General features: G+C 69.0%; 30 protein-coding genes. 17 read left to right on the top strand and 13 right to left on the bottom strand.

Annotation, left to right across the window (positions count from 1 at the left end; genetic code table 11):
- The first annotated feature begins 14 nt into the window (after window positions 1–14).
- Window positions 15–1,508: a class I adenylate-forming enzyme family protein gene (locus tag ACFXKN_RS02270; protein ID WP_379432197.1), complete on the top strand. Its 1,494-nt coding sequence runs from the start codon at window positions 15–17 to the stop codon at window positions 1,506–1,508.
- 25 nt (window positions 1,509–1,533) lie between these two features.
- On the opposite strand, the gene ACFXKN_RS02265 is transcribed toward ACFXKN_RS02270, so the two are convergent.
- Window positions 1,534–2,340: an acyl-CoA thioesterase gene (locus ACFXKN_RS02265; RefSeq protein WP_379432196.1), complete on the bottom strand. Its 807-nt coding sequence runs from the start codon at window positions 2,338–2,340 to the stop codon at window positions 1,534–1,536.
- A gap of 43 nt (window positions 2,341–2,383) precedes the next feature.
- Window positions 2,384–3,061, bottom strand: a complete 678-nt coding sequence (locus tag ACFXKN_RS02260) for a TetR/AcrR family transcriptional regulator (RefSeq protein ID WP_379432195.1) — start codon at window positions 3,059–3,061, stop codon at window positions 2,384–2,386.
- A 100-nt stretch (window positions 3,062–3,161) separates the two neighbouring features.
- On the opposite strand from ACFXKN_RS02260, the gene ACFXKN_RS02255 reads away from it, so the two are divergent.
- Window positions 3,162–4,034, top strand: coding sequence for an acyl-CoA thioesterase (locus ACFXKN_RS02255; protein WP_379432194.1), 873 nt, complete (start codon window positions 3,162–3,164; stop codon window positions 4,032–4,034).
- 14 nt (window positions 4,035–4,048) lie between these two features.
- Window positions 4,049–4,441, top strand: coding sequence for a DUF427 domain-containing protein (locus tag ACFXKN_RS02250; protein ID WP_379432193.1), 393 nt, complete (start codon window positions 4,049–4,051; stop codon window positions 4,439–4,441).
- Here the strand turns inward: ACFXKN_RS02250 and ACFXKN_RS02245 are convergent.
- Window positions 4,384–4,758: a hypothetical protein gene (locus ACFXKN_RS02245; protein ID WP_379432192.1), complete on the bottom strand. Its 375-nt coding sequence runs from the start codon at window positions 4,756–4,758 to the stop codon at window positions 4,384–4,386. The two genes, ACFXKN_RS02250 and ACFXKN_RS02245, sit on opposite strands and share 58 nt — an antisense overlap.
- A 128-nt stretch (window positions 4,759–4,886) precedes the next feature.
- Here ACFXKN_RS02245 and ACFXKN_RS02240 point away from each other — a divergent pair, with 128 nt between their 5' ends.
- Window positions 4,887–5,732, top strand: a complete 846-nt coding sequence (locus ACFXKN_RS02240; RefSeq protein ID WP_379432191.1) for an HpcH/HpaI aldolase/citrate lyase family protein — start codon at window positions 4,887–4,889, stop codon at window positions 5,730–5,732.
- A gap of 15 nt (window positions 5,733–5,747) precedes the next feature.
- Here ACFXKN_RS02240 and ACFXKN_RS02235 read toward each other — a convergent pair whose 3' ends face one another.
- From ACFXKN_RS02235 to ACFXKN_RS02225, 3 genes are read right to left on the bottom strand one after another with little or no spacing between them, the layout of a single operon-like run.
- Complete coding sequence (locus ACFXKN_RS02235) at window positions 5,748–6,803, bottom strand: dihydrodipicolinate reductase (RefSeq protein ID WP_379432190.1); 1,056 nt, start codon at window positions 6,801–6,803, stop codon at window positions 5,748–5,750.
- 31 nt (window positions 6,804–6,834) lie between these two features.
- Complete coding sequence (locus ACFXKN_RS02230; protein ID WP_378949498.1) at window positions 6,835–7,401, bottom strand: twin-arginine translocation pathway signal; 567 nt, start codon at window positions 7,399–7,401, stop codon at window positions 6,835–6,837.
- Window positions 7,398–8,117 (bottom strand): hypothetical protein, encoded by a 720-nt coding sequence (locus ACFXKN_RS02225; RefSeq protein ID WP_378949495.1) that lies wholly within the window; start codon window positions 8,115–8,117, stop codon window positions 7,398–7,400. The genes ACFXKN_RS02230 and ACFXKN_RS02225 overlap by 4 nt, the downstream gene beginning before the upstream one ends.
- A gap of 160 nt (window positions 8,118–8,277) precedes the next feature.
- On the opposite strand from ACFXKN_RS02225, the gene ACFXKN_RS02220 reads away from it, so the two are divergent.
- From ACFXKN_RS02220 to ACFXKN_RS02175, 10 genes are all read left to right on the top strand, one after another.
- Window positions 8,278–8,580 (top strand): hypothetical protein, encoded by a 303-nt coding sequence (locus ACFXKN_RS02220; protein ID WP_378931297.1) that lies wholly within the window; start codon window positions 8,278–8,280, stop codon window positions 8,578–8,580.
- Window positions 8,581–8,787: 207 nt separating this feature from the next.
- Window positions 8,788–9,585 carry an MlaE family ABC transporter permease gene (locus tag ACFXKN_RS02215; protein WP_378949492.1) on the top strand — a complete coding sequence of 266 codons (798 nt, stop codon included), beginning with the start codon at window positions 8,788–8,790 and terminating at the stop codon, window positions 9,583–9,585.
- Window positions 9,586–9,598: 13 nt separating this feature from the next.
- Window positions 9,599–10,444, top strand: coding sequence for an ABC transporter permease (locus ACFXKN_RS02210; RefSeq protein WP_378949488.1), 846 nt, complete (start codon window positions 9,599–9,601; stop codon window positions 10,442–10,444).
- A 10-nt stretch (window positions 10,445–10,454) separates the two neighbouring features.
- Window positions 10,455–11,600, top strand: coding sequence for an MCE family protein (locus ACFXKN_RS02205; RefSeq protein WP_378949485.1), 1,146 nt, complete (start codon window positions 10,455–10,457; stop codon window positions 11,598–11,600).
- Window positions 11,597–12,619: an MCE family protein gene (locus ACFXKN_RS02200; RefSeq protein WP_378949482.1), complete on the top strand. Its 1,023-nt coding sequence runs from the start codon at window positions 11,597–11,599 to the stop codon at window positions 12,617–12,619. Before ACFXKN_RS02205 ends, ACFXKN_RS02200 begins: the two co-directional genes overlap by 4 nt.
- Before the next feature lie 2 nt (window positions 12,620–12,621).
- Window positions 12,622–13,656 (top strand): MCE family protein, encoded by a 1,035-nt coding sequence (locus ACFXKN_RS02195; protein ID WP_378949777.1) that lies wholly within the window; start codon window positions 12,622–12,624, stop codon window positions 13,654–13,656.
- Window positions 13,653–14,903 (top strand): MCE family protein, encoded by a 1,251-nt coding sequence (locus tag ACFXKN_RS02190; protein WP_378949479.1) that lies wholly within the window; start codon window positions 13,653–13,655, stop codon window positions 14,901–14,903. Before ACFXKN_RS02195 ends, ACFXKN_RS02190 begins: the two co-directional genes overlap by 4 nt.
- The gene (locus tag ACFXKN_RS02185; protein ID WP_378949476.1) at window positions 14,900–16,039 is read left to right on the top strand and encodes an MCE family protein; all 1,140 of its coding nucleotides are present in this window, start codon (window positions 14,900–14,902) and stop codon (window positions 16,037–16,039) included. The genes ACFXKN_RS02190 and ACFXKN_RS02185 overlap by 4 nt, the downstream gene beginning before the upstream one ends.
- Entirely contained in the window at window positions 16,039–17,481 is a 1,443-nt protein-coding gene (locus ACFXKN_RS02180; protein ID WP_378949473.1) for an MCE family protein, read from the top strand. The genes ACFXKN_RS02185 and ACFXKN_RS02180 overlap by 1 nt, the downstream gene beginning before the upstream one ends.
- Window positions 17,482–17,579: 98 nt before the next feature.
- Window positions 17,580–17,903, top strand: a complete 324-nt coding sequence (locus ACFXKN_RS02175; RefSeq protein ID WP_378949470.1) for a hypothetical protein — start codon at window positions 17,580–17,582, stop codon at window positions 17,901–17,903.
- Here the strand turns inward: ACFXKN_RS02175 and ACFXKN_RS02170 are convergent, their stop codons facing one another.
- A complete protein-coding gene (locus ACFXKN_RS02170; RefSeq protein ID WP_378949775.1) occupies window positions 17,904–19,505 on the bottom strand; it encodes an FAD-dependent oxidoreductase in 1,602 nt (533 codons plus the stop codon).
- Window positions 19,506–19,613: 108 nt separating this feature from the next.
- Between ACFXKN_RS02170 and ACFXKN_RS02165 the strand changes: the two genes are divergently transcribed.
- Both ACFXKN_RS02165 and ACFXKN_RS02160 read left to right on the top strand, forming a co-directional pair.
- On the top strand, window positions 19,614–20,606 hold the full coding sequence (locus tag ACFXKN_RS02165; protein WP_378949467.1) for an acyl-CoA dehydrogenase family protein: 993 nt from the start codon (window positions 19,614–19,616) through the stop codon (window positions 20,604–20,606).
- On the top strand, window positions 20,590–21,765 hold the full coding sequence (locus ACFXKN_RS02160) for an acyl-CoA dehydrogenase family protein (RefSeq protein WP_378949464.1): 1,176 nt from the start codon (window positions 20,590–20,592) through the stop codon (window positions 21,763–21,765). The genes ACFXKN_RS02165 and ACFXKN_RS02160 overlap by 17 nt, the downstream gene beginning before the upstream one ends.
- A gap of 26 nt (window positions 21,766–21,791) precedes the next feature.
- On the opposite strand, the gene ACFXKN_RS02155 is transcribed toward ACFXKN_RS02160, so the two are convergent.
- The 3 genes from ACFXKN_RS02155 to ACFXKN_RS02145 all read right to left on the bottom strand — a co-directional run bounded on the left by ACFXKN_RS02155 (window position 21,792) and on the right by ACFXKN_RS02145 (window position 22,801).
- The gene (locus ACFXKN_RS02155) at window positions 21,792–22,325 is read right to left on the bottom strand and encodes a uridine kinase (protein ID WP_378949461.1); all 534 of its coding nucleotides are present in this window, start codon (window positions 22,323–22,325) and stop codon (window positions 21,792–21,794) included.
- Window positions 22,326–22,391: 66 nt separating this feature from the next.
- Window positions 22,392–22,583 (bottom strand): ferredoxin, encoded by a 192-nt coding sequence (locus ACFXKN_RS02150; protein WP_378949458.1) that lies wholly within the window; start codon window positions 22,581–22,583, stop codon window positions 22,392–22,394.
- Window positions 22,580–22,801, bottom strand: coding sequence for a ferredoxin (locus ACFXKN_RS02145; RefSeq protein ID WP_378949454.1), 222 nt, complete (start codon window positions 22,799–22,801; stop codon window positions 22,580–22,582). The genes ACFXKN_RS02150 and ACFXKN_RS02145 overlap by 4 nt, the downstream gene beginning before the upstream one ends.
- A gap of 168 nt (window positions 22,802–22,969) precedes the next feature.
- Here ACFXKN_RS02145 and ACFXKN_RS02140 point away from each other — a divergent pair, with 168 nt between their 5' ends.
- Entirely contained in the window at window positions 22,970–23,413 is a 444-nt protein-coding gene (locus ACFXKN_RS02140; protein WP_379432189.1) for a hypothetical protein, read from the top strand.
- A 17-nt stretch (window positions 23,414–23,430) separates the two neighbouring features.
- On the opposite strand, the gene ACFXKN_RS02135 is transcribed toward ACFXKN_RS02140, so the two are convergent.
- From ACFXKN_RS02135 to ACFXKN_RS02125, 3 genes are read right to left on the bottom strand one after another with little or no spacing between them, the layout of a single operon-like run.
- Window positions 23,431–24,300, bottom strand: coding sequence for an alpha/beta fold hydrolase (locus ACFXKN_RS02135; protein WP_379432188.1), 870 nt, complete (start codon window positions 24,298–24,300; stop codon window positions 23,431–23,433).
- A gap of 11 nt (window positions 24,301–24,311) precedes the next feature.
- Window positions 24,312–24,716, bottom strand: coding sequence for a Rieske (2Fe-2S) protein (locus ACFXKN_RS02130; RefSeq protein ID WP_379432187.1), 405 nt, complete (start codon window positions 24,714–24,716; stop codon window positions 24,312–24,314).
- Between the two features lies 1 nt (window position 24,717).
- The gene (locus ACFXKN_RS02125) at window positions 24,718–25,863 is read right to left on the bottom strand and encodes an amidohydrolase family protein (RefSeq protein WP_379432186.1); all 1,146 of its coding nucleotides are present in this window, start codon (window positions 25,861–25,863) and stop codon (window positions 24,718–24,720) included.
- Window positions 25,864–25,868 lie beyond the last annotated feature (5 nt).

Here is a 25,868-nt window from a genome sequence, read left to right as displayed (position 1 = left end):
GGAGAGGGTGCGACGTGAGCATTTCGCTGCTGCTGGACATGGCCACATCGAGCGATCCGGACCGCTGTGCGGTGGCTTGCGGCGAGACCCAGTGGACGGCAGCCGAATTGAGCGGGCTGGTCGGGGGTGGCGCCGCGGTGCTGACCGGTTCCGGGGCCCGCAGCCTCGCCTATGTGGGCACCGGCGGGCATCTGCTGCCACTGCTGTTGTTCGCGGCCGCCGGTGCGGCGGTGCCCTTCACGCCGTTGAACTACCGCCTCAGCGCCGAAGCGCTCGGTGCGCTCATCGCCCGGCTGGATACGCCGCTGCTCGTCTGCGACGACGAGTACCACGACATCGTCGCGCGCGAAGTCTCCGGTGTCACCGTGCTGCGTGCGGAGGAGTTCCTGGCGCAGGCCACGACCGCCGAATCCGCCACTGCGGTCGCGGATCCCGACCAGGTGGCGGTCGTGCTGTTCACCTCCGGCACCACCTCGACGCCCAAGGCAGTCGAACTCACCCATAACAACCTGTTCAGCTACATCACCGGCACCGTCGAATTCGCCTCCGCCGCACCGCGGGACGCGGCCCTGGTGTGCGTGCCGCCGTACCACGTCGCCGGCGTCGGCGCCGCCATGTCGCACCTGTACGCGGGCCGAAAAGTGGTGTACCTGCGAACCTTCGACGCAGCGGAATGGATCGCCGCGGTGCGCCGGGAATCGGTGACCACGGCCACCGTCGTGCCCACCATGCTCGCCCGCATCGTCGCCGAGCTCGAGCGCACCGGCGCGACGCTGCCCTCGCTGCGGACCCTCGCCTACGGCGGTTCCAAAGTCGCTCTGCCGCTGCTGCGGACCGCCCTGCGGCTGCTGCCCGATGTCGGCTTCGTCAATGCCTACGGCCTGACTGAAACCAGTTCCACCATCGCCGTTCTCGGGCCGGAGGAGCACCGCGCGGCCCTGGCCGCCGACGACCCGGTACTCGCCCACCGGCTGGCGTCGGTCGGCACCCCCGTCCCCGGCATCGAACTGCAGATCCGGGACGAGCACGGCACCGTGTTGCCGGCCGGCGCGACCGGCGAACTCTATGTGCGCGGGCCGCAGGTGTCAGGCCGCTACACCGGCATCGGTTCGGTTCTCGACGCGAACGGCTGGTTCCCGACCAGGGACGTGGCCGTGCTCGACAGCGACGGATTCCTGTACCTCGGCGGACGTTCCGACGACACCATCATCCGCGGTGGCGAGAACATCGCGCCCGCCGAGATCGAGGACGTGCTGGCGGAACATCCACAGGTCCGCGAGGTCGCGGTGATCGGCATCGACGACGTGCAGTGGGGCCAGATCATCGTGGCGGTCGTCGTGCCCGGCGGTGACCACACGCCGGACCCGGAGGAGCTGCGCGGGTTCGCCCGCGCGGGCCTGCGCGGCTCGCGCACCCCGGACCGGGTCGTCTTCCGTGACTCGCTGCCCGCCACGCCCACCGGAAAGATCCTGCGGCGCGATCTGGTCGTGGAGTACAGCGGGCAGTGAGGGCGTGCCCGGGCCGGGGCCGCCCTCACGACCGCAGCCGGAACATCGCTTCCTGGGCATAGGAGGCCACCAGCTGTCCGTCCTCGGTGAGAATGTCGCCGCGGCCGAAGATGCGGCCACCGGCCAGGATCGGGCTGTGCTGGCGCAGTACCTGCCAGCCGTCGCTGCGGACGGGGCGGTGGAACCACAGGGTGTGGGTGGTGACCGCCGACAGGAAGTCGGTGCCGTTGCCGGTGTGGCTGATTCCCTCCTCTGCCCGCAGCGCGGTGCCGATCAGTGTCAGATCGGTGGCGTAGGCGGTGAGTGCCGCGCCCAGCTCCGGCTCGATCGGGGGAGTGCGCATCCACAGGGTGTAGTCGGGTGCCGAGACCTCGGGGCTGTCGAGGTCGTCGGTCGCGCGTGCCTCCCAGGGCAACAGGGGCATTTCCACCCGGTGCTCGGGGCCGGGGAGCGGCCCCACCTCGGGCAGGCTCTGGCGCTGGGAGCCATCCTCGGGAGCATGAAGTGAGGCGACGGCTGTCGCGATCACCTGCTCGCCCTGGCAAGCGAGGAGTGAGACGGTGGCGAACGAGCGGCCTGCATGCAGGATGTTCACGTGATAGCGAATCGGGGTGTCGGAGCGCCCTTCTCGCGGGAACGCGGTGTGCAGCGACTTCACCGTCTTGTCCGGACAGGCGAGATGGGCCGCCACCATCAGTTGTCCCAGGACCTGGCCGCCGAAGACCCGGTGATACGGGAGGGTTTGGTTCCCGCCTTCCAGGGCGATGTTGTCGATACCGACCACCGGTTTCAGTTCGAGGCAGGCGAGCAGGTCGTTCCACATGTCAGACATCGCCTCAGTGTAATTCAAATTCCGTTAGAGGAGAATGCGATTCTCATCCGGTCGGCGCGGTGATGCCACGCGCGCAGAAGGTCCAGATCTCCTCGGCGGTGAGTGGTCGTCCTTCGCCCACGGAGGCTCCGGGGGTCATGGCCATGTGCATCGTCATGGCGGCCATTCGTCGCGGGTGCAGGTCGCCGCGCAGGCAGGCGGCCTCGCCTGCCTCGGTCACCAATTCGGCGAACATCGTGAACAGCGCGGCATGCGCCGAGCGGACCTCGGCCGGATCTGAACCGGTCAGCTGCGGTGCGAATTCGGCGAACAACGGCCGGTGCGCATCGGGGTCGGGGCGGCACAGCTGGAACAGCAATACCACTGCGGTGCGCAGCTTTTCGAGCGGATCGGTACGACTCGCGGTGGCCGCGCGGATCTGCGCTGTCGTCCTGCCGACGGCATCCTCGTAGAGCGCGAGCAGCAGCTCGTGCTTGCCGTCGAACTGCAGGTAGAAACTGCGCAGCGACTGCCGTGAGCGGTCGACCACCTCCTGCACTGTGAAGTCGGTGGTGCCGCGCTCGGTGATAATGGCCTGGGCGGCGTCCAGGAAGCGCTGCACCCGCTCGCCTGCCCGCTGGGTCGCGGTGCGCAGTGACCGCTCGACGGCGCGCTGCTTCCAGGCGGGCTGCTCGCCGCGGCTGCCTGTGGCGCCGTGGGGTGGGTTATGACGGATCGACACGAGGTGCCTCCGTTCGCGTCTGGCGACTGTATGGAGTATCCATTACCGTATTGTAAGAATGACATTCTCGCCGGACAACTGGGATAGCAGAGGGGGCGATATGACGATCATGCCTGAGCAGGAGACGTCGTCGGTGGCGCGGATGCTGCGCATCTTCGATGTCGAGCCGGACGGCCCGGACTGTTTCACCGGCGTCAGCGACGGTGGTTCGCGACAGGTGGTGGACGGTACCCAGCTGCTGGCCCAATCGCTGGTCGCGACCGCGAAGACGGTGCCGGAGAAGGTGCTTCGATCCGCACACGCGGTGTTCACCCGTGCCGTCGACCCCGCCGTCCCGGTGCGGTTCGTGGTCGAGGTGACACATCGTGGCCGGAGCATGGCCGCAGCCGTGGTCTCGGTCGAGCAGGCGGGCAGGCGGTGCGCCACCGTCTCGGTCCTGGCCGATGTACCCGCGGCCGATGTCGTGCGCCACTACGTTCCGCGTCCCGCGGTCGTGGGGCCGGCCGCCGCGCTCCCCGCGGACATGGCGATGACCGGCCGGGAACTGCGCATCGTCGGGGTCGCGGACGTCAACGATCCCGACGAGGTCGGGCCGCCGGAACTGCATGCCTGGCTGCGCTACGACCCGGTGCCCGGGCGCGACGACCTGGCCAAGGCGCTGCTGGCCCACTTCACCGGGCACCTGTCGGTCTCTACCACCTTGCGCGCGCATTCCGGAATCGGCACCGCGCAGGCGCATCACAGTCTGTCGACGGCGGTGCTGACGGTCGCGGTCCGCTTTCATGAACCGGTCGACTGGAGCGGCTGGCTACTGTATTCCCACGAGAGCATCCAGGTCGGTGCCGGCATGTCGTGCGTGCGTGGGCTGGTACACACCGAGGACGGCCGACTGCTCGCCTCCTTCACTCAGGAGGCGATGATTCGCGGCCTGCGAATCGACGACGACGCCGTGCCCGCCGCGGCCCGGCTCTGAGGAGGAGAACGCCGATGACCGCTCACCGAGGGTTCCTCGAGCGCCCCGACTACCGGGTCGATATCCACGCCCGCCGCAATCTCGTCACCGTGCGACTCGACGGCACACTGCTCGCGGAATCGACCCGAACTCTCCTGGTCGACGAGCAGGACCACGGCCTCGTCTTCTATGTGCCGCGGGCCGACATTCGGGTGCCGCTGTCCCGCGCGGAGGGGTTCACCAGCACCTGTCCGTTCAAGGGCGTGGCGACCTACTGGCGGTTCGAGGGTGACGGCGGTGAACCGCTGGTGTGGAGCTATGAAGATCCGGCCCCGCAGGTGGCGCGGTTGCAGGGCCATGTGGCGTTCTATCAGGATCGGGTGACCCTGCGAGTCGGTGTTGCCACCCCCGCGGTGAGCGGACGCTGACCGACCGGAGCGTCGGTCCCGGTCTGCTCGCCGGAAGTGTTGCGCGGACGTGGCGTTCCACGCCAGCCGCACGGCAGCCCGCATGTCGGCAGCAGGGTCGTGGCGACACGTCCGTCCCCGAGGGCGACGACGGTCTCGGTGGCCTCCGCGGGGTAATCGCACGCCGGGCACCGTTCGAAGAAGTCGAGGGCTTGGCGCACCAGTACCCGTGTGCGGGGCTCGGCCTGTTCGATGAGGGCGGGTGCCGACCGAGGGCGGCGACTGCGGGGTGGACCCGAGCGCCCGGTGACATCGCGGGGATCGATTCGAGTGCGCATGATCGTTCCGTATCTCTCGATCGAGTGAGAATGACATTTCCACTATAGACATGACTCTCTTGCACGTATCGAGGATTACGGCTGAGAACTATTGCGATAGCTGCGAGAATGGCATTATCGTACGAGGTATGGAACGATCTGTCGAAGCCGATCGGTGGGAACCCGCGGGGCCCGTGTGGCTGTTCTGTCCGGCGGATCGCCCGGAACGGTTCGCCAAGGCGGCGGCCTGCGCCGACATTGTGATCCTGGACCTGGAGGACGGCGTTGGCGCGGACGCGAAAGCCGCGGCACGCGAGGCGATCCGGGACAGCCGCCTCGATCCGGCGCGCACGGTGATCCGGATCAACCCCCTCGATTCGCCACAGGTCGACCTCGATCTGCGTCTGCTCGAGCAGACGCCCTACCGCATGCTCATGCTCCCGAAGGCCGAGACCGGTGACCTGCCCGCGGTGCTCGACGGCTACGCCGTGATCGCGCTGGTCGAAACACCGGCCGGTGTCCGGCGGGTCGACGAGATCGCCGGAGCCCCGCGCGTGGTCGCGGTGATGTGGGGCGCCGAGGACCTGGTCGCCGCCCTGGGCGGCAGCTCGTCGCGGCGGGCCGACGGCACCTACCGCGATGTCGCCCGTCAGCTGCGGTCGACGACGCTGCTCGCCGCCAAGGCGCAGGGCAAACTCGCCGTCGACGGTGTCTACCTCGACATCCCCGATCTCGACGGACTGGCCGCCGAAGCCGAGGACGCTGTCGCCTCCGGCTACGACATCAAGGTCGCCCTGCATCCCACGCAGGTCCCGGTCATCGCCGGCGCCTTCCGCCCCACGGCGGACGAGCTGGAGTGGGCGCGGCGCGTACTGGCCGCGGCGGAGCATTCGCGGGGAGTCTTCGCGGTCGACGGCCGGATGGTCGACGCGCCCATCCTGAGCCACGCAAGCCGGATCGTCGCCCGGGCGGACTCGACCCGCGTCACGGGGTGACCACCCGGCTGGGAATCAGCCGGTGGTCACCGCCGACGGTGGCAGATCGAGGCCGGTGCGGATACCGGGCGGCGCCGTGCACAGGGCAGGGATCGTGCGGGCCGCGTGCTGGGCGGTGTGGGCGGGGGAGAGCCCGGTGGGTGACCGATCGGGGGCGGGCGTGCGCACCATGATCTCGACGGGCCCGCCCTCGCCCGTGAGCGTGGCGCGCCAGCCGTTGTGTTCGAGCGGCCACGCGGGGTCGAGGTCCGGCACGCGGTACCAGGTCGCCCGGTAGACGACGCGCGGGACCGCGGCGTGACTGCCTACCAGTGACAACCGGTACGCGCCGACGGTTCCGGCGGATATCGGTCCACAGTTGGTTTCCGTCGGGCGCGCGGCGACGGCGTAGTCGCCACCGACCTCGATCGTGTCGATCGCGAGCCCGAGACCATCGGCGACCAGGCGCAGCGACGGGCCGAAGCTCTGCTGGAAACGGATCAGCGCCCGCTGATCCAGGTGGCTCGGGCAGCGAGTGCCGAAGCCGGCGATATCGGGAACCGGTGCGGCCGGGTCGCTGTGGGTGAGGTCGGTGTACTCCTCGATCGTCACGGTGTCGACGCGGCGCTGGACCGCGCCGATCGTGATCGGCATCAGCTCGGTCACGAAACCCGGGCCGACACCGGTGCTGTGCAGCGAGGCACGGCCCGCCCAGCAGGCGGATTCCAGGCGGGCGCACAGCGTGCGCTCCATGCTGTCGGGATGGTGCAGGTCGCTGCGGGTGGTGATCACGTTGATCCCGGCCATCAGCATCCGGCACACCGTGTCGGCGTCGAACACGCGCGGCATATAGAGCACGCAGTCCGGGGCGAGCGTCAGTACGTCCTGGGCGGTGCGCAGGGCAGGGGCGTCCTCGCCGTGAGCGCCCGCGCCCGGGTGTGGGTCGGTGCGGACCGCGAGCAGGTCGAGACCCGGGTGCTCGCCGACCGCGGCAGCGAGATGGCGCGCGAGCCGCCCGGCGGACCACACGACAACCGTGTAGCGGCGTGGGGTCGGTCGTATCGCGGTGCGGTACAAGGTATCCGGTTCCACGGCAGTGCCTTTCGGTAGTGCGCCGCCCGCGTCAGACGGGTTCGAACGAGGAGATGCGCCAGTTCTTGTCGACCTTGGTCAAGGTGACCCGGACACTGCTTGCCGTGATCGCCGGATCGGGCTTCTCGGCACTGGTGGTGGTCTGGTTGACGAACACCAGGACCACCGCCCGGTCGGGGGTGATCTCCGCGGCCGCGGCCCGCACGACGGCCGCGGCGGTGGCCACCGACTTCTCCTTGGCCGCCGGCGCGACGACCTGCTGGGTGAACTGGCTGTAGTAGGCCAGGAAGTCGCCGGTGAGATGAGTTCTGGCGGAGGCGAAGTCCTCGTCGATGGTGTCCGGTTCGTAGGAGAGCAGGGCGACGGTTCCGGTCGTGGCGGCCTCGACCGCGGTCTGCTCGGCGGCGGTGTCCACGGCACTGTCCGGGCGGTACTGCACCGACCACAGGGTCACGGCCACGATCGCCGCCGCCGTGGTCAGCGCGAGCAGCGCCGCGATCCGTGCTTCGGCGCGGAGCAAGCCGATGGCACCGCGCACTCCGGCGGTGAACCGGCTGCGGCGGGAGTTCTGCTGGGGTGCGGGGGATTCGGTGCTCATGGGACGAACTCGACCTTCGACATCTTGAGCTGGTCGCCGTCGCGTGTCACCGTGACGCTCAGGCGCCACGTGCGCGGTTCCTGCTGGGCGCCGGCGGAATTGGTGACCTGCGAGGTGGCCGCGACGAGCACCACCGCGGAGTCCTCGGTCATGGACTCCACAGCCGCGGCGGTCACCCGGCCCGCGGTGGCGACCTTGGACTGCTGGATCACGGTGGTGAAATCCGTTGCCCTGCCCTCGAAGTCGCTGCGGAAGGCGCCGGTCGAGAGGTCGAGGACGCGGCGGACATCCTGATCGGCGTGGCTGAAATCGAGTGAGGTCAGCGCGACGACACCCTGTTCGGCCGCCGCGGCGAATTCCGCGGTCCGGTCGGCTTCGCCTGCTGTCCGCTGGTGGTGCCAGGTGAGATAGCCGCTCGCGGCGACGGCGGTGATCAATACGAGAGTGGCTGCCGCCGTGAGTATTCGGCGCCGTCGTCTGCGGGTCGGGACCGGGGGTTCGGCCGCGGGTGGGTCGTCCGGCGCCGGCTCGGGCGGCGGATCGTCGGGCGGCGTGGAGACCGTGGCTCGGTCGTTGATGGTGGCGCGGCGGCGTAGCCGGGCGGCGCGGGCCCTGGCCCGGGCGGCCTCGGCGATCGCTTCGGCGGCGATCGCCTCCTGTTCGGCTTCCAGTGCCTCCAGGCGCAGGGTGTCGGTGTCGTGCTCGTCGAGTTCCATTGTGTCGCGTCCGCTTTCGGTCGATCGGGTCAACACCTCACACCTGCTCCAGCAGTGCGAACGACATTATCAGAATCCGGATGAGCAGAAAGTGAATATGATATTCTCGCTCATGAAGAACGCCGATATCGCAGGTCGGCGTGGGTAGGGAGGTCGAAAGATGGTCACCAGCGGGACGCGGCTTCGCAGTCAGGTCTGTGACACCGAGGTCATCGTGGTCCGTCCGGCGGACAGTCTCGACGACCTGCGGGCCGGTGGCGTGCCGATGGTGCCGCTGGGGACCGCGGTCACCGCCGGGGCCACCCCGCACGTCGACTTCGCCGACGGGAACGTGCTCGGCAAGCGCTACGTCGACGGCGCCGGCGCCGAGATCCTGGTGACCAAGCCGGGCGCCGGGGCGCTCAGTATCGGCACGGTCCGGCTGACCCTCAAGGGCGCCGCGCCGTTGCCCGCGAGCGACTGACATGGGTACCGGCGCGGTCGCCCGGCGCATCGCGCGCACTCAGTGGGTCCAGGTGGTGCTGACGCAGACCGTGGTCGCACTACAGCATCTGGCGATCTCCCTGTGTCCGGTCGAAGACCAGCGCCTCGACTATCCGGTGCGATGTGCCACAGGTCCGTTCGCCACCGATGATCGGCACCGGCCAACACCCCACACACCAGGTACCCGATGAGTTCGGGCGGTTCCCGTTGGGGACGCACGCTGGCCGCCCGGGCGGCCGGGCCGCTGACGGCGGTGGGTGGCTTGTTCGCGATGACGGCCGACGCGGTGCGTTTCGCCTTCCGGCGGCCGTTCCAGACGCGGGAGTTCCTCGAACAGGCCTGGTTCATCGTGCGCGTGTCGATGCTGCCGACCGTGCTGGTGGCGATCCCGTTCACCGTGCTGGTGAGCTTCACCCTCAATATCCTGCTGCGCGAACTCGGCGCCGCCGATCTCAGCGGCGCAGGCGCGGCCTTCGGCGCGGTGACCCAGGTGGGGCCGATGGTGACGGTGCTGATCGTGGCGGGCTCCGGGGCGACCGCCATGTGCGCCGACCTGGGCTCGCGCACCATCCGCGAGGAGATCGACGCCATGCAGGTACTCGGCATCGATCCGGTCCAGCGCCTGGTGACCCCGCGCATGCTCGCCTCCGGGCTGGTCGCGCTGCTGCTCAACAGCCTGGTCTGCCTGATCGGGATCCTCGGCGGCTACACGTTCTCGGTGTTCGTCCAGGACGTGAACCCCGGCGCGTTCGCCGCGGGCATCACGCTGCTCACCGGGCTCGGTGAACTGCTGATCTCCTCAGTGAAGGCGCTGCTGTTCGGCTTCGTCGCCGGGCTGGTGGCGTGTTATCGCGGGCTGATCGTGACCGGCGGGGCCAAGGCGGTGGGCAATGCCGTCAACGAGACGGTGGTCTACGCGTTCATGTTGCTGTTTGTGATCAATGTCGTGGTCACCGCGGTCGGAATCCAGCTGACCGGGCGATGAGCGAGAGGGATCTATGACACTGATCGCACGTTATCCACTGGCCTTGCGGCGGCTACGCCGACCGTTTCTGAGCCTGGCCCGGGTCGGCGACCACGCCATCTTCTACCTCAAGGCGCTGGCCTTCGCGCCCTTCGCGGCGATCCATCACCGGCGCGAGACCATCCGGCTCATCGCCGAGATCAGCATGGGCGCAGGTGCTCTCGCGGTCTTCGGCGGCACGGTCGTGATCGTCGGGTTCCTGACCCTCGCCACCGGCGGCGTTCTGGCGGTGCAGGGCTACAGCTCCCTCGGTGACATCGGGATCGAGGCGCTCACCGGATTCCTGGCCGCCTTCATCAATGTCCGGATCTCCGCGCCGGTGGTGGCCGGGATCGGGCTGGCAGCCACCTTCGGCGCCGGGACCACCGCCCAACTGGGCGCGATGCGCATCAACGAGGAGATCGACGCGCTGGAATCCATGGCGATCGAACCGGTTTCGTATCTGGTGGGTACACGGATCGTGGCCGGGATGATCGCCATCACCCCGCTGTACGCGCTCGCGGTGGTGGCCTCGTTCGTAGCGAGCCGGTTCACCACGGTGGTCCTGCTCGGCCAGTCATCCGGTCTCTACGACCATTACTTCACGACCTTTCTCAACCCCGTCGACCTGGCCTGGTCGTTCGCGCAGGCCCTGCTGATGGCGTTGACGGTGCTGCTCATCCACACCTATTTCGGATTCCACGCCGCCGGCGGTCCGGCCGGTGTCGGTCTCGCGGTGGGCAATGCGGTGCGCACCTCGCTGATCGCGGTGGTCTCGGTGACGCTGCTGATCTCGCTGGCCGTCTACGGCGCCAACGGCAACTTCGATCTCTCGGGTTAGGGGAGGACCGATGCTACGCACCCTGGGGCGGGTCCTCGCCGGGCTGATCGCGATCGGCTGCGGCTGCGCCGTGCTGGCGGGCAGCATCGTGCTGTTCCGCGGCGGGCTCACCGACACCGCCAAAGTGACGGTGATCGCGCAGCGCGCGGGACTGGTGATGAACCCGGACGCGGACGTGAAGATGCGCGGGGTCACCGTCGGCCGGGTCACCACCATCCGGGAGCGCTCCGACGGCACCGCGGCACTGGAACTGGCGGTGGACACCGACACCCTCGCGCTGATCCCCGCGGACGTGCGGGTCGCCATCGCCTCGACTACGGTGTTCGGCGCCAAATTCGTCCAGCTGAGTCCGCCAGAACGGCCGGTGGCCGGTTCGTTGCGGGCCGGTCAGGTGCTCACCGCTGACAGGGTGACGGTCGAGATCAATACCGTCTTCGAACAATTGACCACGGTGCTGGCGGCCGTCGAGCCGGCGAAACTGAACGCCACCCTCGGCGCGATCGCCACCGCCACCCGCGGTCGCGGCGCCGAAGTGGGCGCGATGCTCGGCGACCTCGAGCGGTTCCTGGCGACGCTCGAACCGGCCCTGCCCGCGCTGCGCACCGACCTCGCCCTGGCGCCGCCGGTCCTGAACGCCTACGCGAATTCCGCTGGCGCACTGGTGGATACCGCGCGCAATGCCACCGCGATCAGCCGCACACTGATCGACGAGCAGCGCAATCTCGACGCCCTGCTGGTGTCGCTGATCGGGTTCGCCGACACCGGCAACCGGGTCATCGACACCAATGCCTCCGCACTCGCCCGGTCTCTGGATCTGCTGGTGCCCACCACCGCGCTCACCAGCGAATACCGTGAGGCGCTGTACTGCTCGCTCGACGGCTTCGGCCTGCTTGCCCACTCCAAGCCCGTCGACGTACCCGGTCTGGGGCTCTCGGCGAACTTCCTGTGGGGCATCGACCCGTACAAGTACCCGGAGAACCTGCCCAAGGTGGCCGCGACCGGTGGGTCGCAGTGTTCGGTGCTGCCGGTCGGCTACGAGGAGAAACCACCGTTCGTGGTGGCCGATGTCGGGGCCAACCCGTTCGCGCGCGGCAACGAGTCGCTGATCCTCAACGTGGACAACCTGTCCCAGCTGCTGTTCGGTGGTGCGCGATGAGCCGCCGCAACGCGCCACTGATGAAATTCGGGATCTTCGCGGTCGTGATGATGGTGCTGTCCGGTTTCCTGGTGATGGAGTTCGGGCAATACCGCGGCGGCGAAACCGACTCCTACACCGCGCTGTTCACCGATGTTTCCCGGCTGCGCACCGGTGACTCGGTGCGGGTCGCGGGCGTACAGGTGGGCAAAGTGCACAGCATCGAACTGCTCGCCGACCACACTGTGCGGGTCGGCTTCGACGCCGACACCACCCTGCACCTGAGCACCGGCACCGCCGCCGCGGTGCGCTACCTCAATCTCGTCGGCGACCGCTACCTGGAACTGACCGATGCCGCCGGCGTGCACGAGCGGCTCGGGCCCGGAACGGAGATTCCCCGCGAACGTACCGCCGGCGCACTGGATCTCGACCTGCTGCTCGGCGGGCTGAAGCCGGTGGTGCAAGGTCTCAGCGCCCAGGAGGTCAACGCGCTGACCTGGTCGCTGCTCGAGATCGTGCAGGGCAGACAGGGCAGCTTGAATTCGCTGACCGCCGGGACCGCGGCGTTCACCACGACCCTGGCGCGCAACAACGCCGTGGTCGAGCAGCTCATCGACCACCTGAACACCGTGATGACCACGCTGGCCGACGAAGGCGGCCAGTTCGCGGGCACCCTCGACAGACTGCAGAGCCTCACCACCGAACTCGCGCGCGAACGCGAGCCGGTCGGTGCCGCGATCGACGCACTCGACCGCGGCACCGCCTCGGTCGCGGATCTGCTCCTGCAGGCGCGAACGCCGTTGGCGGGCACGGTGAACGAACTGGCGAGGCTGGCACCGCTGGTCGACGACGACAAAGCCACCCTCGACGCGGCCCTGCGACGCGCGCCGGAGAACTTCCGCAAACTCGTGCGCACCGGCGCCTACGGCAATTTCATCCAGTACTACATCTGCGCGATCACCGTCCGGGTGACCGACGCGAACGGTGAAGTGCTCGTGATGCCATGGATCGAACAGACGACAGGACGGTGTAGCCCGTGAGCATGGCACAGTATCGCGGTGCGCACCTGGCGCTGCCGGGCGTGATCGGTCTCATGCTGGCCGTGTGCGTGATCGCCATCGGTCTGCAATCCCACCAGTTCATCCTGCTGGCGACCACTGTCCGCTACGGCGCGGTCTTCCAGGAGGCCGGTGGGTTGGCGGTGGGCGATGAGGTGGTCCTGTCCGGGGTCACCGTCGGCCAGGTCGTCGGGGTGCGCCTCGACGACGGTGACGCCCGGGTCGACTTCGCCGTCAAGGACGCCATCGTGCTCGGCGCCGAGACCGAGGCAAGGATCAAAACCGGCTCGCTGCTCGGTCAGCGAATACTCGAACTCACCTCGCGCGGCGACGCCACCCTGCGGCCGAACCGGGTGATCCCGGTGGAACAGACCTCCTCGCCCTATTCGCTGACCGACGCCGTGGGCGACCTGACCACCAATGTGCGCGAGATCGACACCGCGGCCCTCGACCGTTCGCTGACCCTGCTCGCGCAGACTCTCGACCAGATCGCCCCGCACCTCGGCCCCGCGCTGACCGGGCTCACCGACGTGTCCCGGTCGGTCAACAGCCGTGACCAGTCGCTGCGCGGGCTGCTCGCCGCCACCGCCGAGGTGTCGGGCATCATCGGCGAACGCAGCAGCAGGCTGAACACGATGCTGCTGGACGCGAATTCACTGCTGCAGGTCCTTGCCCAGCGACGGCAGGCGATCGTGGATCTGCTCGCGAACGTCTCGGCCGTGGCCACCCAGCTGTCGGGGGTGGTGGCCGACAACGAAGCCGAACTCGCGCCGACGCTGGACCGGCTCAACTCAATCGTGGCCATGCTCGAAAAGAACCGCGACAATATCGCGGCCGCGCTGCCCGGCCTGGCGAAAGTCTCACTGACACAAGGCGAAGCGGTCTCCGGCGGCCCGTTCTACAACGCGTTCGTGGTGAACCTGCTCGACGGCCATCTGCTCCAGCCCTTCATCGATCAGGCCTTCGGCGTGCAGCCGCCGAGCCAGATCCCGGTGCCGACGCCGGCGGCTCCCCGATGACCCGCCGCGATGTCCTGCGCGTCGGCGCCGCCCTGGTCGTGGTCGTGGCGCTGCTCGCGGGCGGTCTGGTCGGCTGGCGAGAGCTGTTCGGGCCGTACACCGTTCGGGCGGTATTCACGTCCGCCACCGCGATCTACCCCGGCGACGACGTCCGGGTGTCCGGGGTGAAGGTGGGTTCGATCGTGTCGATCGAACCGCACGGCACCAGCACCGAACTGGTGCTCGAGGTCGACCGCGAGGTGCCGGTACCCGCCGACGCCCGCGCGGTGATCATCGCGCAGAGCCTGGTCGACTCCCGCTACGTGCAGCTCACCCCCGCCTACCGCGACACCGGCCCGCGGCTGGCACACGGCGCGACGATTCCGCTGGAACGCACCGCGGTACCGGTCGAATGGGACGAGATCAAAACCCAGCTCACCCGCCTGGCCACCGATCTCGGCCCGGGCCACGAGCTCTCGTCCAGTTCGCTCGGGCAGTTCGTCGACAGCGCCGCGAACGCGATGGAGGGCAACGGCGACACGCTGCGCCAGGCACTCACCGAGCTGTCCGGGATCGGGCGGATCCTCGCCGACGGCAGCGGCGACATCGTCGCGATCGTCCGCAATCTCCAGCGTTTCGTGACCGCCCTGCGCGACAGCAATGTCCAGGTCGTCGAATTCCAGAACCGGCTGGCCTCGCTGACCAGCGTGCTCGACGACAGCCGGACCGTCTTGGACTCCGCCCTCACCGAACTCGCGCACGCGGTCACCGAGGTGCAGCGTTTCGTGCGGGCCAACCGCGACCGGGCCGGACAGCAGTTGCAGGGACTCGTGAACGTCACGCAGAACCTCGTCGACCATCGCGACGATCTCGAACAGTTGCTGCACATCTTCCCGACGAGCATGGCCAACTTCTACAACATCTACAACCCGGACACCGGCACGGAAGCGGGCGTGTTCGGGCTCAACAACTTCTCCAACCCGGTGCAGCTGGTGTGCTCGGCGATCGCGGCTATCGAGAACACCACCTCGGCGGAGTCGGCCCAGAAATGCCACCAGTACCTCGGCCCGGTCCTGCCCCTGCTGAACACGGCCGAGCTGAACAACCTGCCGATCCCGATCACGCCGCTGCTCAGCCCGGCCGCCCAACCGGAGAACCTCATCTACACCGAACCCGACCTCGTGCCGCAGGCCGTCGGAGCGCCGGCGACCCCGGCGTCGCCGTTGCCGACGCTGGCCGAGATCCTGTTCCCGGGAGGACCCCGATGACCGCATGGACGCGAATCGCGCACCAGCGCAAGCGGATCGGCGCACTGGCCGCCGCGACCGTCCTGCTGACGCTGACCGGTTGTGGCTGGCAGGGCGTGAATTCGCTGCCGCTGCCCGGCGCGGAGGGTGGTTCAGGGTCGACGAGACTGTCGGTCGAGATCGCCGATGCCGGGACGCTGGTGGCCAATTCGCCGGTGCTGGTCGACGACGTGGTGGTCGGCAGCGTGCGCCGGATCCGGCTGGCAGGCTGGCACGCCGTGGTCGACGTCGATATCCGGCCCGAGACCACCGTGCCGGGCAACGTGGTCGCCACGATCGGCCAGACCAGCCTGCTCGGGTCCAGCCATCTCGCCCTCAATACCCCGAACGGTGGCGCCCCCGTCGGTGCGCTGGTGCCGGGCAGCACGATCGGGCTCAACCAGGCCTCGACCTATCCGTCGACCGAGCAGACCCTGGCCTCGCTGTCGGTGGTGCTCAACGGCGGCGGACTCGGTCAGCTCGATGACATCGTCTCCGGCCTCGGCGATGCCTTCGACGGCCGTCAGCAGCAGATCGGCACCCTGATCACCCGGCTGGACACCGTCATGGGCACGCTCGCCGACCAGCGCGACGACATCGTCGCCGCCATCCACGGCCTCGAACGGTTGTCCGCCACCTTCGCCGGCCAGCGTGATGTGCTCACCGACGCACTGCGGGAACTGCCCGCCGCCCTCGATGTGCTGCTGGCCGAACAGCCCGCCCTGACCACCGCGCTGGACCGGCTGCGGGTCTTCAGCGACACCGCGAATTCGGTGGTGACCGAGGTGCAGTCGGATCTGGTGACCAACCTGCGCAATCTCGAACCGACCCTGCGCGCGCTCGCCGACGTCGGCCCGCGCATCGACGCCGCGCTGGCCTACGCCACGGTGTATCCCTACGGGCAGTCGGTGATCGATCGTGCGGTGCGCGGCGACTATCTCAATCTGCACGCCACGGTCGACCTCACCGTGCCGCGCCTGCGCCGGGAGCTGCTGCTCGGGACACCGTGGGGTGACCCGACCGCCGTCGTCCAAGCGGCGGTGGGCGATCCCGGCTATGCCCGGCCGACGACCAACCCGCTCGGGGTCGGCGTGGAACCTGTTCCGGGAGAACGCTGATGCTGCTGTCGAGACTCGTCCGCGCCCAGCTGGTGATGTTCGCGGTGCTGTCGGTGATCGGGTTGACGCTGATGCTGACGGTGTACGTGCGCCTGCCCGCGCTGCTGGGGGTCGGCACGCACACCGTGTACCTCGAACTGCCCGAATCCGGTGGCCTGTACCGGTTCGGCAATGTCACCTATCGCGGCGTGCAGGTCGGCAAGGTGACCGCCGTCGAGCTGACCGCGACCGGGGTCAGGGCGACCATGACCGTGGATGCCGGGCGGCCGATTCCGGCCGATCTCGAGGCGCAGGTGCGCAGTGTTTCGGCGGTGGGGGAGCAGTACGTCGACCTGCGGCCACGCACCGACGCCGGTCCCTACCTGCGGGACGGGTCGGTGATAACCGCCGCCGACGCGACCGTGCCCCAGCAGGTCGGTCCGATGCTGGACCGGCTCAGCGCCCTGGTCGGGACCATTCCCGTCGAACGGCTGCACGACCTGCTCGACCGGTTGTTCCAGGGTGTCAACGGCGCAGGACCGGAACTGGACTCGCTGCTCGCCTCGGCCGCGACCATCACGAAAAGCCTGAACTCCGTGTCGGATTCGACCGCGACGCTGATCACCGACAGTGTGCCGCTGCTGGACGCGCAGGCCCGAACCACCGATGCCATCCAGGTGTGGACGCGCAGTCTGGCCGGTGTCACCGGACAGCTCGTCGCCGACGATCCGCAGGTCCGGTCGCTGCTACAGACCGGCCCCGGCTTCGCGAACGAGGTCGGCGCGCTGTTCGAGTCCGTCGAGCTGACGCTGCCGGTACTGCTGGCGAACCTCACCTCGATCGGGCAGCTGGCGGTGACCTACAACGCGGGCCTCGAACAGATCCTGGTCCTGCTGCCACCGTCGATCTCGATGATCCAGGCGGTCCAGCCCTCCCGGAACGCCTCGGGCCTCGGCCTGGGTGACTTCCGCTTCGGCAACCTGTCCGATCCGGTGACCTGCACCGTCGGCTTCCTGCCGCCTGCTCTCTGGCGTTCCCCGGAGGACACCGAGACCATCGATACCCCCGACGGCATGTACTGCAAGCTGCCCCAGGACTCCGATATCGCGGTCCGCGGCGCCCGCAACATTCCGTGTGCCGCGCGCCCGGGCAAGCGGGCGGCCACGGCGGCGCTGTGCAACAGTGACGAGGAGTACGTCCCGCTGGCCACCACCCAGCCGGAAACCGGTCCCTATCCCCGTGATCCGGGCCTCGAGGAGCAGGGGGTGCCCTCGGATACCCGGCCGGTGCCGCAGCCGGGCGATCGGCCCGCCAACGCCGTGCCGTCGCGGATCGGGGCCGGACTGGCCGAATACGACCCGCGGACCGGCAACTACGTCGGTCCCGACGGCAAGCTGTACCGGCAGGGCGATCTCGCCGAGCCGCCCGCCGGGCAGTGGCAGCGACTGCTCCCGACGGGCTGACGAGCTCAGCGGTTCTGCCCTGGTCATGATCAACTCCTTGTGAGACGCTGGTTCTCGCAGTGCAAAATTTCAATTCTCGACCCTGAAGGGGAACGGCGATGGCCCGATCGAAGATGCTCGTGTTCTCGAATCCGACGGCAGGTCAGGAGGCCGAGTTCAACGAGTGGTACGACACCGTGCACCTCGGTGAGGTGCTCGCGGTCCCCGGCGTGGTGGCCGGCGAGCGCTACGGGCGGGTGCCCGCGCAGCTGCCGGGTGCCGGTTCCGCCGGGCAGAGCTACCTGGCCGTCTACGAACTCGACGACGACCCGGACAAGGTCGTCCAGGCCTTCCAGGAGCACGCGGCCTCGGGCAAGGTCGGGCTCAGCCCGGCGCTGGATCTCGCCTCCCTCGTCGTCACCGTGTGGCGGGCCCGCGAGTAACTAGGCCAGCAGCTGGGGTCGGCGGCGCGCGGTATCGAGGAGTTCGGCGACCGAGACGAGTTTGACCCGCGGGCGCGACCGCGCCGCCCCGCGTTCCCGCTCGGCGGCATCGATCGCGCGCCAGCCCGGCCAGTCCACCGGTGTCAGTCCCCGGTCGGTCATCAGCTCGAGCAAGGCCTGACGATCCGCGACGGGTCGATCCAGGTCGCCGTTCGAGTGATCGGCCAGCAGGCCCGCGACGGTCTCGGCGGCGCAGCCCCGATTGGTCCCGATGACACCGCGCGGTCCGCGCTTGATCCAGCCGGTCACATACACCCCGGGCACCGAGGCGCCGTCGGTGTCGACCACCCGGCCCTCGCGGTGCGGGACGGTGCCGGTGCGCGTGTCGTAGGGCAGGCCGTCGACAGGCCTGCCCCGATAGCCGATCGAACGGAAGACCAGGGTGGTCTCGATCGGCTCCGGATCGCCGCTCACCCGCAGTGCCTCGACGTGCTCGGTGCCGACCAATTCTGTTGGTGCGGCATGGAATCGGAAGACGATGCGCTTGTTGCCCGGCGTCGGTGGGCGGTCGGCGTATTCACGGGCCAGTTCCAGCTTCGCCGCGGTCTCGACGTCGTCGTCGGGATGTGGTGACAGATCCCCGGCCTCGATGACGACATCGACCCCGCCGAGATGGCCGAGCGCGCTGAACTCACCGACGGAGAAGGCCGCCTCGCGCGGCCCGCGCCTGCCCAGGATCACCACCTCTTCGATTCGCTGTGCCGACAAGGCCGCCAGCGCGTGGTCGGCGATATCGGTCGCGGCGAGCGCGGCCGGTGTGGCCAGCAGCATCCGGGCGACATCCAGTGCCACATTGCCGTTGCCGATCAGGACTGCCCGCCGGGTTGTCAGGTCGAATCGGTGGGCGGCGTGGTCGGGATGGCCGTTGTACCAGCCGACGAAATCGGCGGCGGCGTGATGTCCGGGCAGCTGCTCGCCGGGGATGCCGAGCTCACGGCTGTCCGGGGCGCCGACGGCGTAGATCACCGCGTGATGGTGGTCGAGCAGATCCCGGTGGGTCAGCGCGGCGCCGATCTCCACGGCGAGATGGCAGCCGAAACGCTCGGTGCGAAAGGCGTTGTCGAACATCCGGACCACCGATTTCGTGCGCTGATGGTCCGGCGCGACCCCGAATCGCACGAGACCGTAGGGCGTGGGTAACCGGTCGAACATGTCGACCTCGATGCCGTCGGCGCCGAGCAACTCGGTGGCCGCGTAGCAGGCCGCGGGACCGGCCCCGACGATCGCTACCCGCAGGGTGCCGTGCGCCACGGCGGCGCGCTGCGCCGGGGCCGTGATGTCGCCGACCTCGAGCGGATGTCGCCGGAAATAGGCGGCATTGAGCTCCCGGAACCGCTCCTGGTCCGGCGGCAGATCGTATTCGGAGTAGATCGCGTCGACCGGGCACTCGTCCGCGCACGCGCCGCAGTCGATGCAGGTCTCGGGATCGATGAACAGCATCTGGGTGCCGTCATCGCCCTCGCTCGGGCGGATGCAGTCCACCGGGCAGGCCGCGATGCACGAGGCGTCCTTGCAGCAGTTCTGGGTGATGACGTAGGCCACGGCGGTTCCTCGGAGTCTGGAAATCAGCTTCTTATCTGAAGAGTACATACTATCCTTGAAATAAGAATGACGTTCTCATCGTGGATGGGAGCAGAGGAGGCGGGTCGGATGTTGCTCGAGTTCGACGACGACCAGCGGTTGTGGCAGCACACCGTGCGCGAGGTCGTCGCGAAGCACTGTCCGCCCACACTGGTCCGGGCCGTCGCGGACCAGGGGGCGGACCCGGGGTCGCTGTGGAAGCGCTATGTCGAGCACGGCTGGACGGCGATGACCGATCAGGAGAACGCTGTCGAATTGACCATCGTGCACGAGGAGCTGGGCCGGGCCTGCGATCCGACGCCGTATCTGGCCACCACCAGCCAGTTCGCGCCGCTCGTGCCGCAGGCGCCCGCCGAGGTGGCCGGAGCCGCGGTGTTCGCCGGCATCACGCCCCGGCGCGAGGGTGCCGAGTGGGTGCTGCACGGCTCGGCCGAGGTGCTCGACGGTGATCGTGCCGAGTTGCTCGCCGTCGTCACCGGCGCGGGGGTCTTCGTGGTCGAGGCCGGACAGGTGCACACGCGCCGCTCGGCGATCTTCGATCCGGTCCTGCACCTGGCCACCGTCACCTTCGATCACGTGCGGGTCGCGGCCGACAGCGCCACCGGCGGTGACGTCGCGCGGGCCCGCGCGAGCGCGCTGACGGGGCTGGCCGCGACCATCGTCGGCGCGTGTCAGCGCGTGCTCGACCTGGTCGTGGCACACGTGCGCGAGCGCCACCAATTCGGTGCTCCCCTCGGCTCTTTCCAAGCGGTGGCACACAAAGCCGCCGATATGCACGTCGCCGTCGAGCGGGCACGCGCGCTCACCTACTGGGCCGCGCTGACCCTGGCCGAGGCCGACGAGCGCGCCGGGCTCGCGGCGGTCATGGCCAAGGCGGCCGCGGGCGAGTGCCAGGAACTGGTCTTCCGGCACGGACTGCAGTTGTTCGGCGCGATGGGCTACACGTGGGAGAACGACCTGCAGTTCGCGCTGAAGCGGGCCAAAGCGGGGGAGATGCTGCTCGGCGGAACTGACGAGCACCGGGCGACGATTGCGAGGCACTACCGTGCAGCTGCGCTTTGACCAGGACGTGGAGGACTTCCGCGCCGATCTGATCGCGTTCCTCGACGAGCACCTGCCCACCGATGCGGGCGCGGCGCCGCGTCCGCGCTCCAGCGCGCACCTGCCGGACTGGGCGCGCAGATGGCAGCGGGTGCAATTCGACGCGGGCTGGCTGGTGCCGGGATATCCGCCGGAGTTCGGCGGTCGCGACGCAGGCATCGTGCAGCAGTACGTGCACCGCGAGGAGCTGGCCCGGCGCGGCATCCACGAGAGCTTCAATCCGCAGGGTGTCGGCATCGTAGCCGCCTCGCTCATCACCTTCGGCACGCCCGAACAGCAACGGCGATGGGCGATTCCGGTGCTGCGCGGCGACCTCACCGCGGCGCTGGGCATGAGCGAGCCCGGCGCGGGCTCGGATCTGGCCGGGCTGAGCACGCGGGCCGTCCGCGACGGCGACCACTTCGTCGTCACCGGTCAGAAGGTGTGGACCTCGGGTGCCCACGACGCCGACGTCCTGCTGGCCTTCGTGCGTACCGACCCGGACGCGCCGAAACACCGTGGCATCTCGGCGATCCTGATCCCCACCGACCTGCCCGGAGTCGAGCGCAGACCGTTCGCCTCGGTGGCCGACCCCGACGACCTGGACTTCAACGAGGTGTTCTTCACCGAGGTCCGGGTGCCCGCGGCGAACATCGTGGGCGAGGTGGACCAGGGCTGGCGGGTCGCCAACGGCTCACTCGGCCACGAACGCACCCTGCTCTGGCTCAGTTTCGCCAGCAGACTCGACGGCCTGCTCGCCGACTTCCACCCGGCGACCCCGCTCGACGCCGACCGTTACGCCACGCTCGCCCTCGACGCCCAAGCCCTTCGCCTGCTGGGTTCCCGGGCACTGGCCGGTGCCGCCCGCGGCGAGGACGACGTCGCGGGCCTGTCGGTACTGAAACTGCTCGGCTCCGAAGCAGTGCAGGCCGGCGCGTCCGCCGCGCTGACCGCAGCGGGCCCCCGTGGCCTGATCCATCCCGACGTCACCGCGCGCTACAGCCCACTGAGCCTGGAGGAATCGGCACCGGGCTGGTTCGAACGCTACGTCCGCACCTTCGCAGGCACGATCGCCGGCGGCACCTCCGAGATCCAGCGCACCATCATCGCCGAACGCGTCCTCGGCCTGCCCCGGCGCTGAATCCCGGCGCCGCGGCATTTTTGGCGTCACTGCCCGCTGACGATCACATCCGCGTGCTCGCGCGTTCCGTCAGCGGCGAAGTGGGTGTCCTCAGCTCCCATCCAGCGCTGCCACAACGCGAGCGAGTCCTGCCCGTCGCGTGCGAGCCCGCGTGCGAGCCGGACGGCAGCGGAGGTCTCGACCCAGACCGACAGTGACAACCGATTGCGCACCGCGGCCCGAGCCGAGGACACCCCTTCGAGGATCAGCACGTTGGGTGGTTCGATGTCGTGCCACTCCGCCAGTGTCTTTGTTTGCCAGTCGTAGCGCTGGTAGCGGCCCGATCGTGCTATCGCGAGGGGAACCAGGACCTGTCGTTCGAGCCTGGGCCACCAGTCGAATTGGTTGTCCCACGAGGCGAAGTCATCGGTGTGCAGGAGCGTGGCGTCGCAGGCCATGGCGAGCTGTGTGGCGAGAGTGGACTTGCCGGCGCCGCCAGGCCCATCGACAGCGACCAGCTTGGTCGAACCGAGCCGCGGCTCACTGCGCGCCACCAAGGCGGCGATCTCCTCGATCTGCACGCGGGCCATTGTCGCCGATCTGAACCAGGGCGGCGTGCTGTGCCAGGTACTTCTTCCTCAGCGGGTCTACTCCACGACAGACAGGGCGGCGCGCGGGCACTGCGCGACCGCGTCCTTGATCAGGGTCGCGGTCTCGGCGCGCAGTACGGGGTCGCCGATGTGCAGGATGTCGTCCTCGTCCAGGGCGAAGATCGTCGGCGCGATGCCCATACAGACACCGTTGGCCTCGCAGATCTGTGGGTCCACTGCGACTCTCATGGTTGCTCCTCGTCGTGGTCGGGATCGGGTAGCTCGGTGATCGCGTGCACCGGGCAGTCCAGCAGTGCGCGGGTGACGGCGGGCTGATCGGCGGGATCGATGTCGCTGTCGCCGTCGAGGACGGCGTAACCCCAGTCGTCGAGCGGGAAGTGCGTGGGCGCGTGGCGGGCGCACACCCCGAAACCGTCGCAGACTGTGCGATCGAGGCGGACTCTCATGCTGGTACCGCCGTCTCGACGGCGAACGGGCGCAGCAGCCGTGGGACGCACCCGGCGTCGGACACTGCGAATGCCTCGGGGATCTGCTCCGAAATAGCCTGCATAACAACCGCTTTCGTTAGCCTAAGTCGAGTATGGGTGCGGGCCCGCGCGGTTAGGCTGGGTGACATGAGGACCGCCGTTGTGCGCATCGATGTGGACCCCACCCGGATACTGACCCCGGCACGGCGGGCAGCGGGGCTGCGCGCGCTGCGGGCCGATGCCATGCCGGGGCCGTGTGCGGATCCTGGTGCGGAGCTGCGGTTCCAGGTGGCCACCGACGACCCCGCCGTTGCGGTGCGCGACCTGGTTGACGCGTGCGCGCGGGCGTTCGGGACCGTGCCGGTGCCCGGCGCGGTGACCTTCGTCAGTCGCGGCACCGACGACGACGTGCACGGCGTGCTGGCCGGTTTCGGCCTCACCGGCAAAGTCTGTCGGGCACTCGACGACGCCGGGTTCGACATCGTCACCGTGACCCTGCGCGAGGACGACCTGGTCCGGATCCCCGAGAGCCGGGTGCTGACCGCGCTCGAGGCCGCACTCAATGCCGAAGTGCGCCTGCTGCTGCGGTGAGCCTGCGATGGGCGGTCTCATGGGCGGGCCAGGAACTCGGCGATCGCCGGTGCGGCCAGCACCCACGTGTCGAACAGGTTGAACCGGTCGACCCGGCCGGTGGCCCGATCCTCCATGGCTCGCTCCCAGGCATCCTCCGGCCACGGCGCATCGATCAGCTCCGCGCCCTCGATCAGGCAGGAGATCTCGAGCGAAGTGCGTCGCGGATGATCCAGATCCTTGGCGCCGCCGCGAATGATCAAGGTGGGCACCCGGATCCGGTCGAACAGCTCGTCGTCGACACCCGGCACGGTCTGCCCCGGCTTCTGCACGTAGGCATTGAGCCAGCGCAGCGACAGCTTCACGAATTCGTCGCGGTCGAGGGCCAGCAGCCGCTGCTCGTTGCCGGGGTTCTCGGCGACGCGCTCGCGCCACTCCCGCAGTTTCAGCAGCCCGGGAATCCCGGCGCCACGGACCACCTGCAGGCTCGGCAGGATGTAGTGCGCACCGAGATTGAACAGGCCGTAGGTCCCGCCGACGATGTTCCACAGCACCAGCCGGGTGACCAGCTCGGGATACTCGATCGCGGTCAGCAGCGAATCCCGGGCACCGCCCGACCCGCCCGCCAGCACACACGGACCCAGGTCCAGCTCGGTGAGCAGACCCGCGAGCGTCTGCGCCCGCATATGGGATTCGCTCACCCCGTAGAACTGGACGTCGGAGGCCCCGCAGTTGGGCCGGTCCCACAGCAGCACGGTGTACCCGTGCTCGACCAAGGCTTCGGCCAGCGGCCGCAGTCCTGGAATATCCATCCCGAACCGGCCGCCCGGCGTCAGCACCACGAGTGTGCCTGTCCTACCGAGGATCTCGTAGACGACGCGGCCGCCGTTCACCGTCACTGCGGGCATCGCAGGTCCGCTCAGGCCTGGACGACGACGGTGCCGTCGACCACACGCACCGGGTAGGTCCGGATGCTCCACTCGGGCTTGACCACCGTGGTCCCGGTGGCCAGCTCGAAGCCCCACTGGTGCCACGGGCAGTAGAGGATCTCGTTGTCGCGCACCATCACCGCGTCGCCGGGGACGCTCTCGTCCACCACGGTCCGCCCCCGCGTCCGCCCGGAGCACAGTGGTCCGCCTTCGTGCGGGCAGTAGTTGGCGATGGCGTAGAAGGTGCCGCCGACGTTGTAGACCCCGACCCCGAACCGGCCGATCGGCACCACCTTCGACGACCCCGGCGGGATCTCCTCGACGGTGGCGACCACGTGCTCGCGGCCCTGAGCCAGGCGCGGCTGCTCGCCGGGAGTCGTGCTGTCCTCGGTCATCTCAGCGCCTCCGCCGCGAATCGGGCAGTGCCGGAACGAATTCCGGCAAGTGATAGGTCTCGATGCCGTTGCCGAACATCACCCGATCCCGGGCCGCCGCGGGCAGATGCTTGACCAGCCAGCGCGGATCGTCGAAGGTCCAGTGCGGGTAGTCCGAGGAGAACAGCAGGATCCGGCCCGCGTCCATCCATTCCAGCGCCCTGGTCAGCTCGGTCTTGTCCTCGGGATAGTCCAGCGGCTGGGTGGTGAAGCGGATGTGCTCCTTCACGTACTCCGACGGCTTGCGCCCGATCGTCATCCACTGCTTGCGTGAGGCGTAGATCGCGTCCATCCGCCACATCAGCGGCAGAATCCAGGTGAAGGCGTGCTCGACGAACACGAACCGCAGCGCGGGGAAACGGTCGAAGGTGCCGTCGAAGATCAGGCTCATGATCTGATTGGCCGCCAACAGCGAGTAGCTGACCATGAAATCATGGTTGTAGCTGGGGAATCCGACCGGCGACATGGGCATCGTCTCGAACGCGCCGCGCCCGAGATGACAGCTCACCACCAGGTCGTGGCGCGTCGCCGCCGCCCAGATCGGGTCGTATTTCGGATCGCCCCAGGACGGCCGCGGTTCGGCCTTGAGCAGGATCTGCGCCATGTACGGATGCCCGGCCCACTGCTCGATCTCGGCGACCGCGCCGACCGGATCATCCACCGCGACACAGATCGACCCGCGCCACCGCTGATGCCAGTTGTTGACCGGATCGAGCCAGTGGTTGGCCTGCCAGTGATTGATGCCGGTGGCCATGGCCTGGGTCGCCTGCGGCAGCCGGGTGGCCCGCACGGTCGGTTCCAGGATGGCGATATCGGAGCCTGCCTCCACGATCAGCTGCCGGTAGGCCAGTTCGGGGTCGCTGCCCGGGAATTGGCCGTCGACGGGGAACGCGTCGACGCGCATCGCGTAGGAATGCGCGTAGTCGGGCGCGTCGTAGATGATCGTGTCACCGACGCGGTGACTGAGGAAGTAGTCGCTGCGGTGCGGTTCGGGGATGTACTCGACGAGTTCGCCGCGGCGGGGCACCGGATGCACGTCGGAGTCGACGACTCGAACGGCGACCTGCTCGGGTGCGGCGGCACGCTGCTCGTGCTGGATCGGCGGCATACGCG

This window comes from Nocardia sp. NPDC059195 (assembly GCF_042754695.1).
Lineage (GTDB): Bacteria > Actinomycetota > Actinomycetes > Mycobacteriales > Mycobacteriaceae > Nocardia.
Note: the sequence above shows the minus strand (reverse complement) of the source record. Positions and strands in the feature narration are given on the sequence as shown.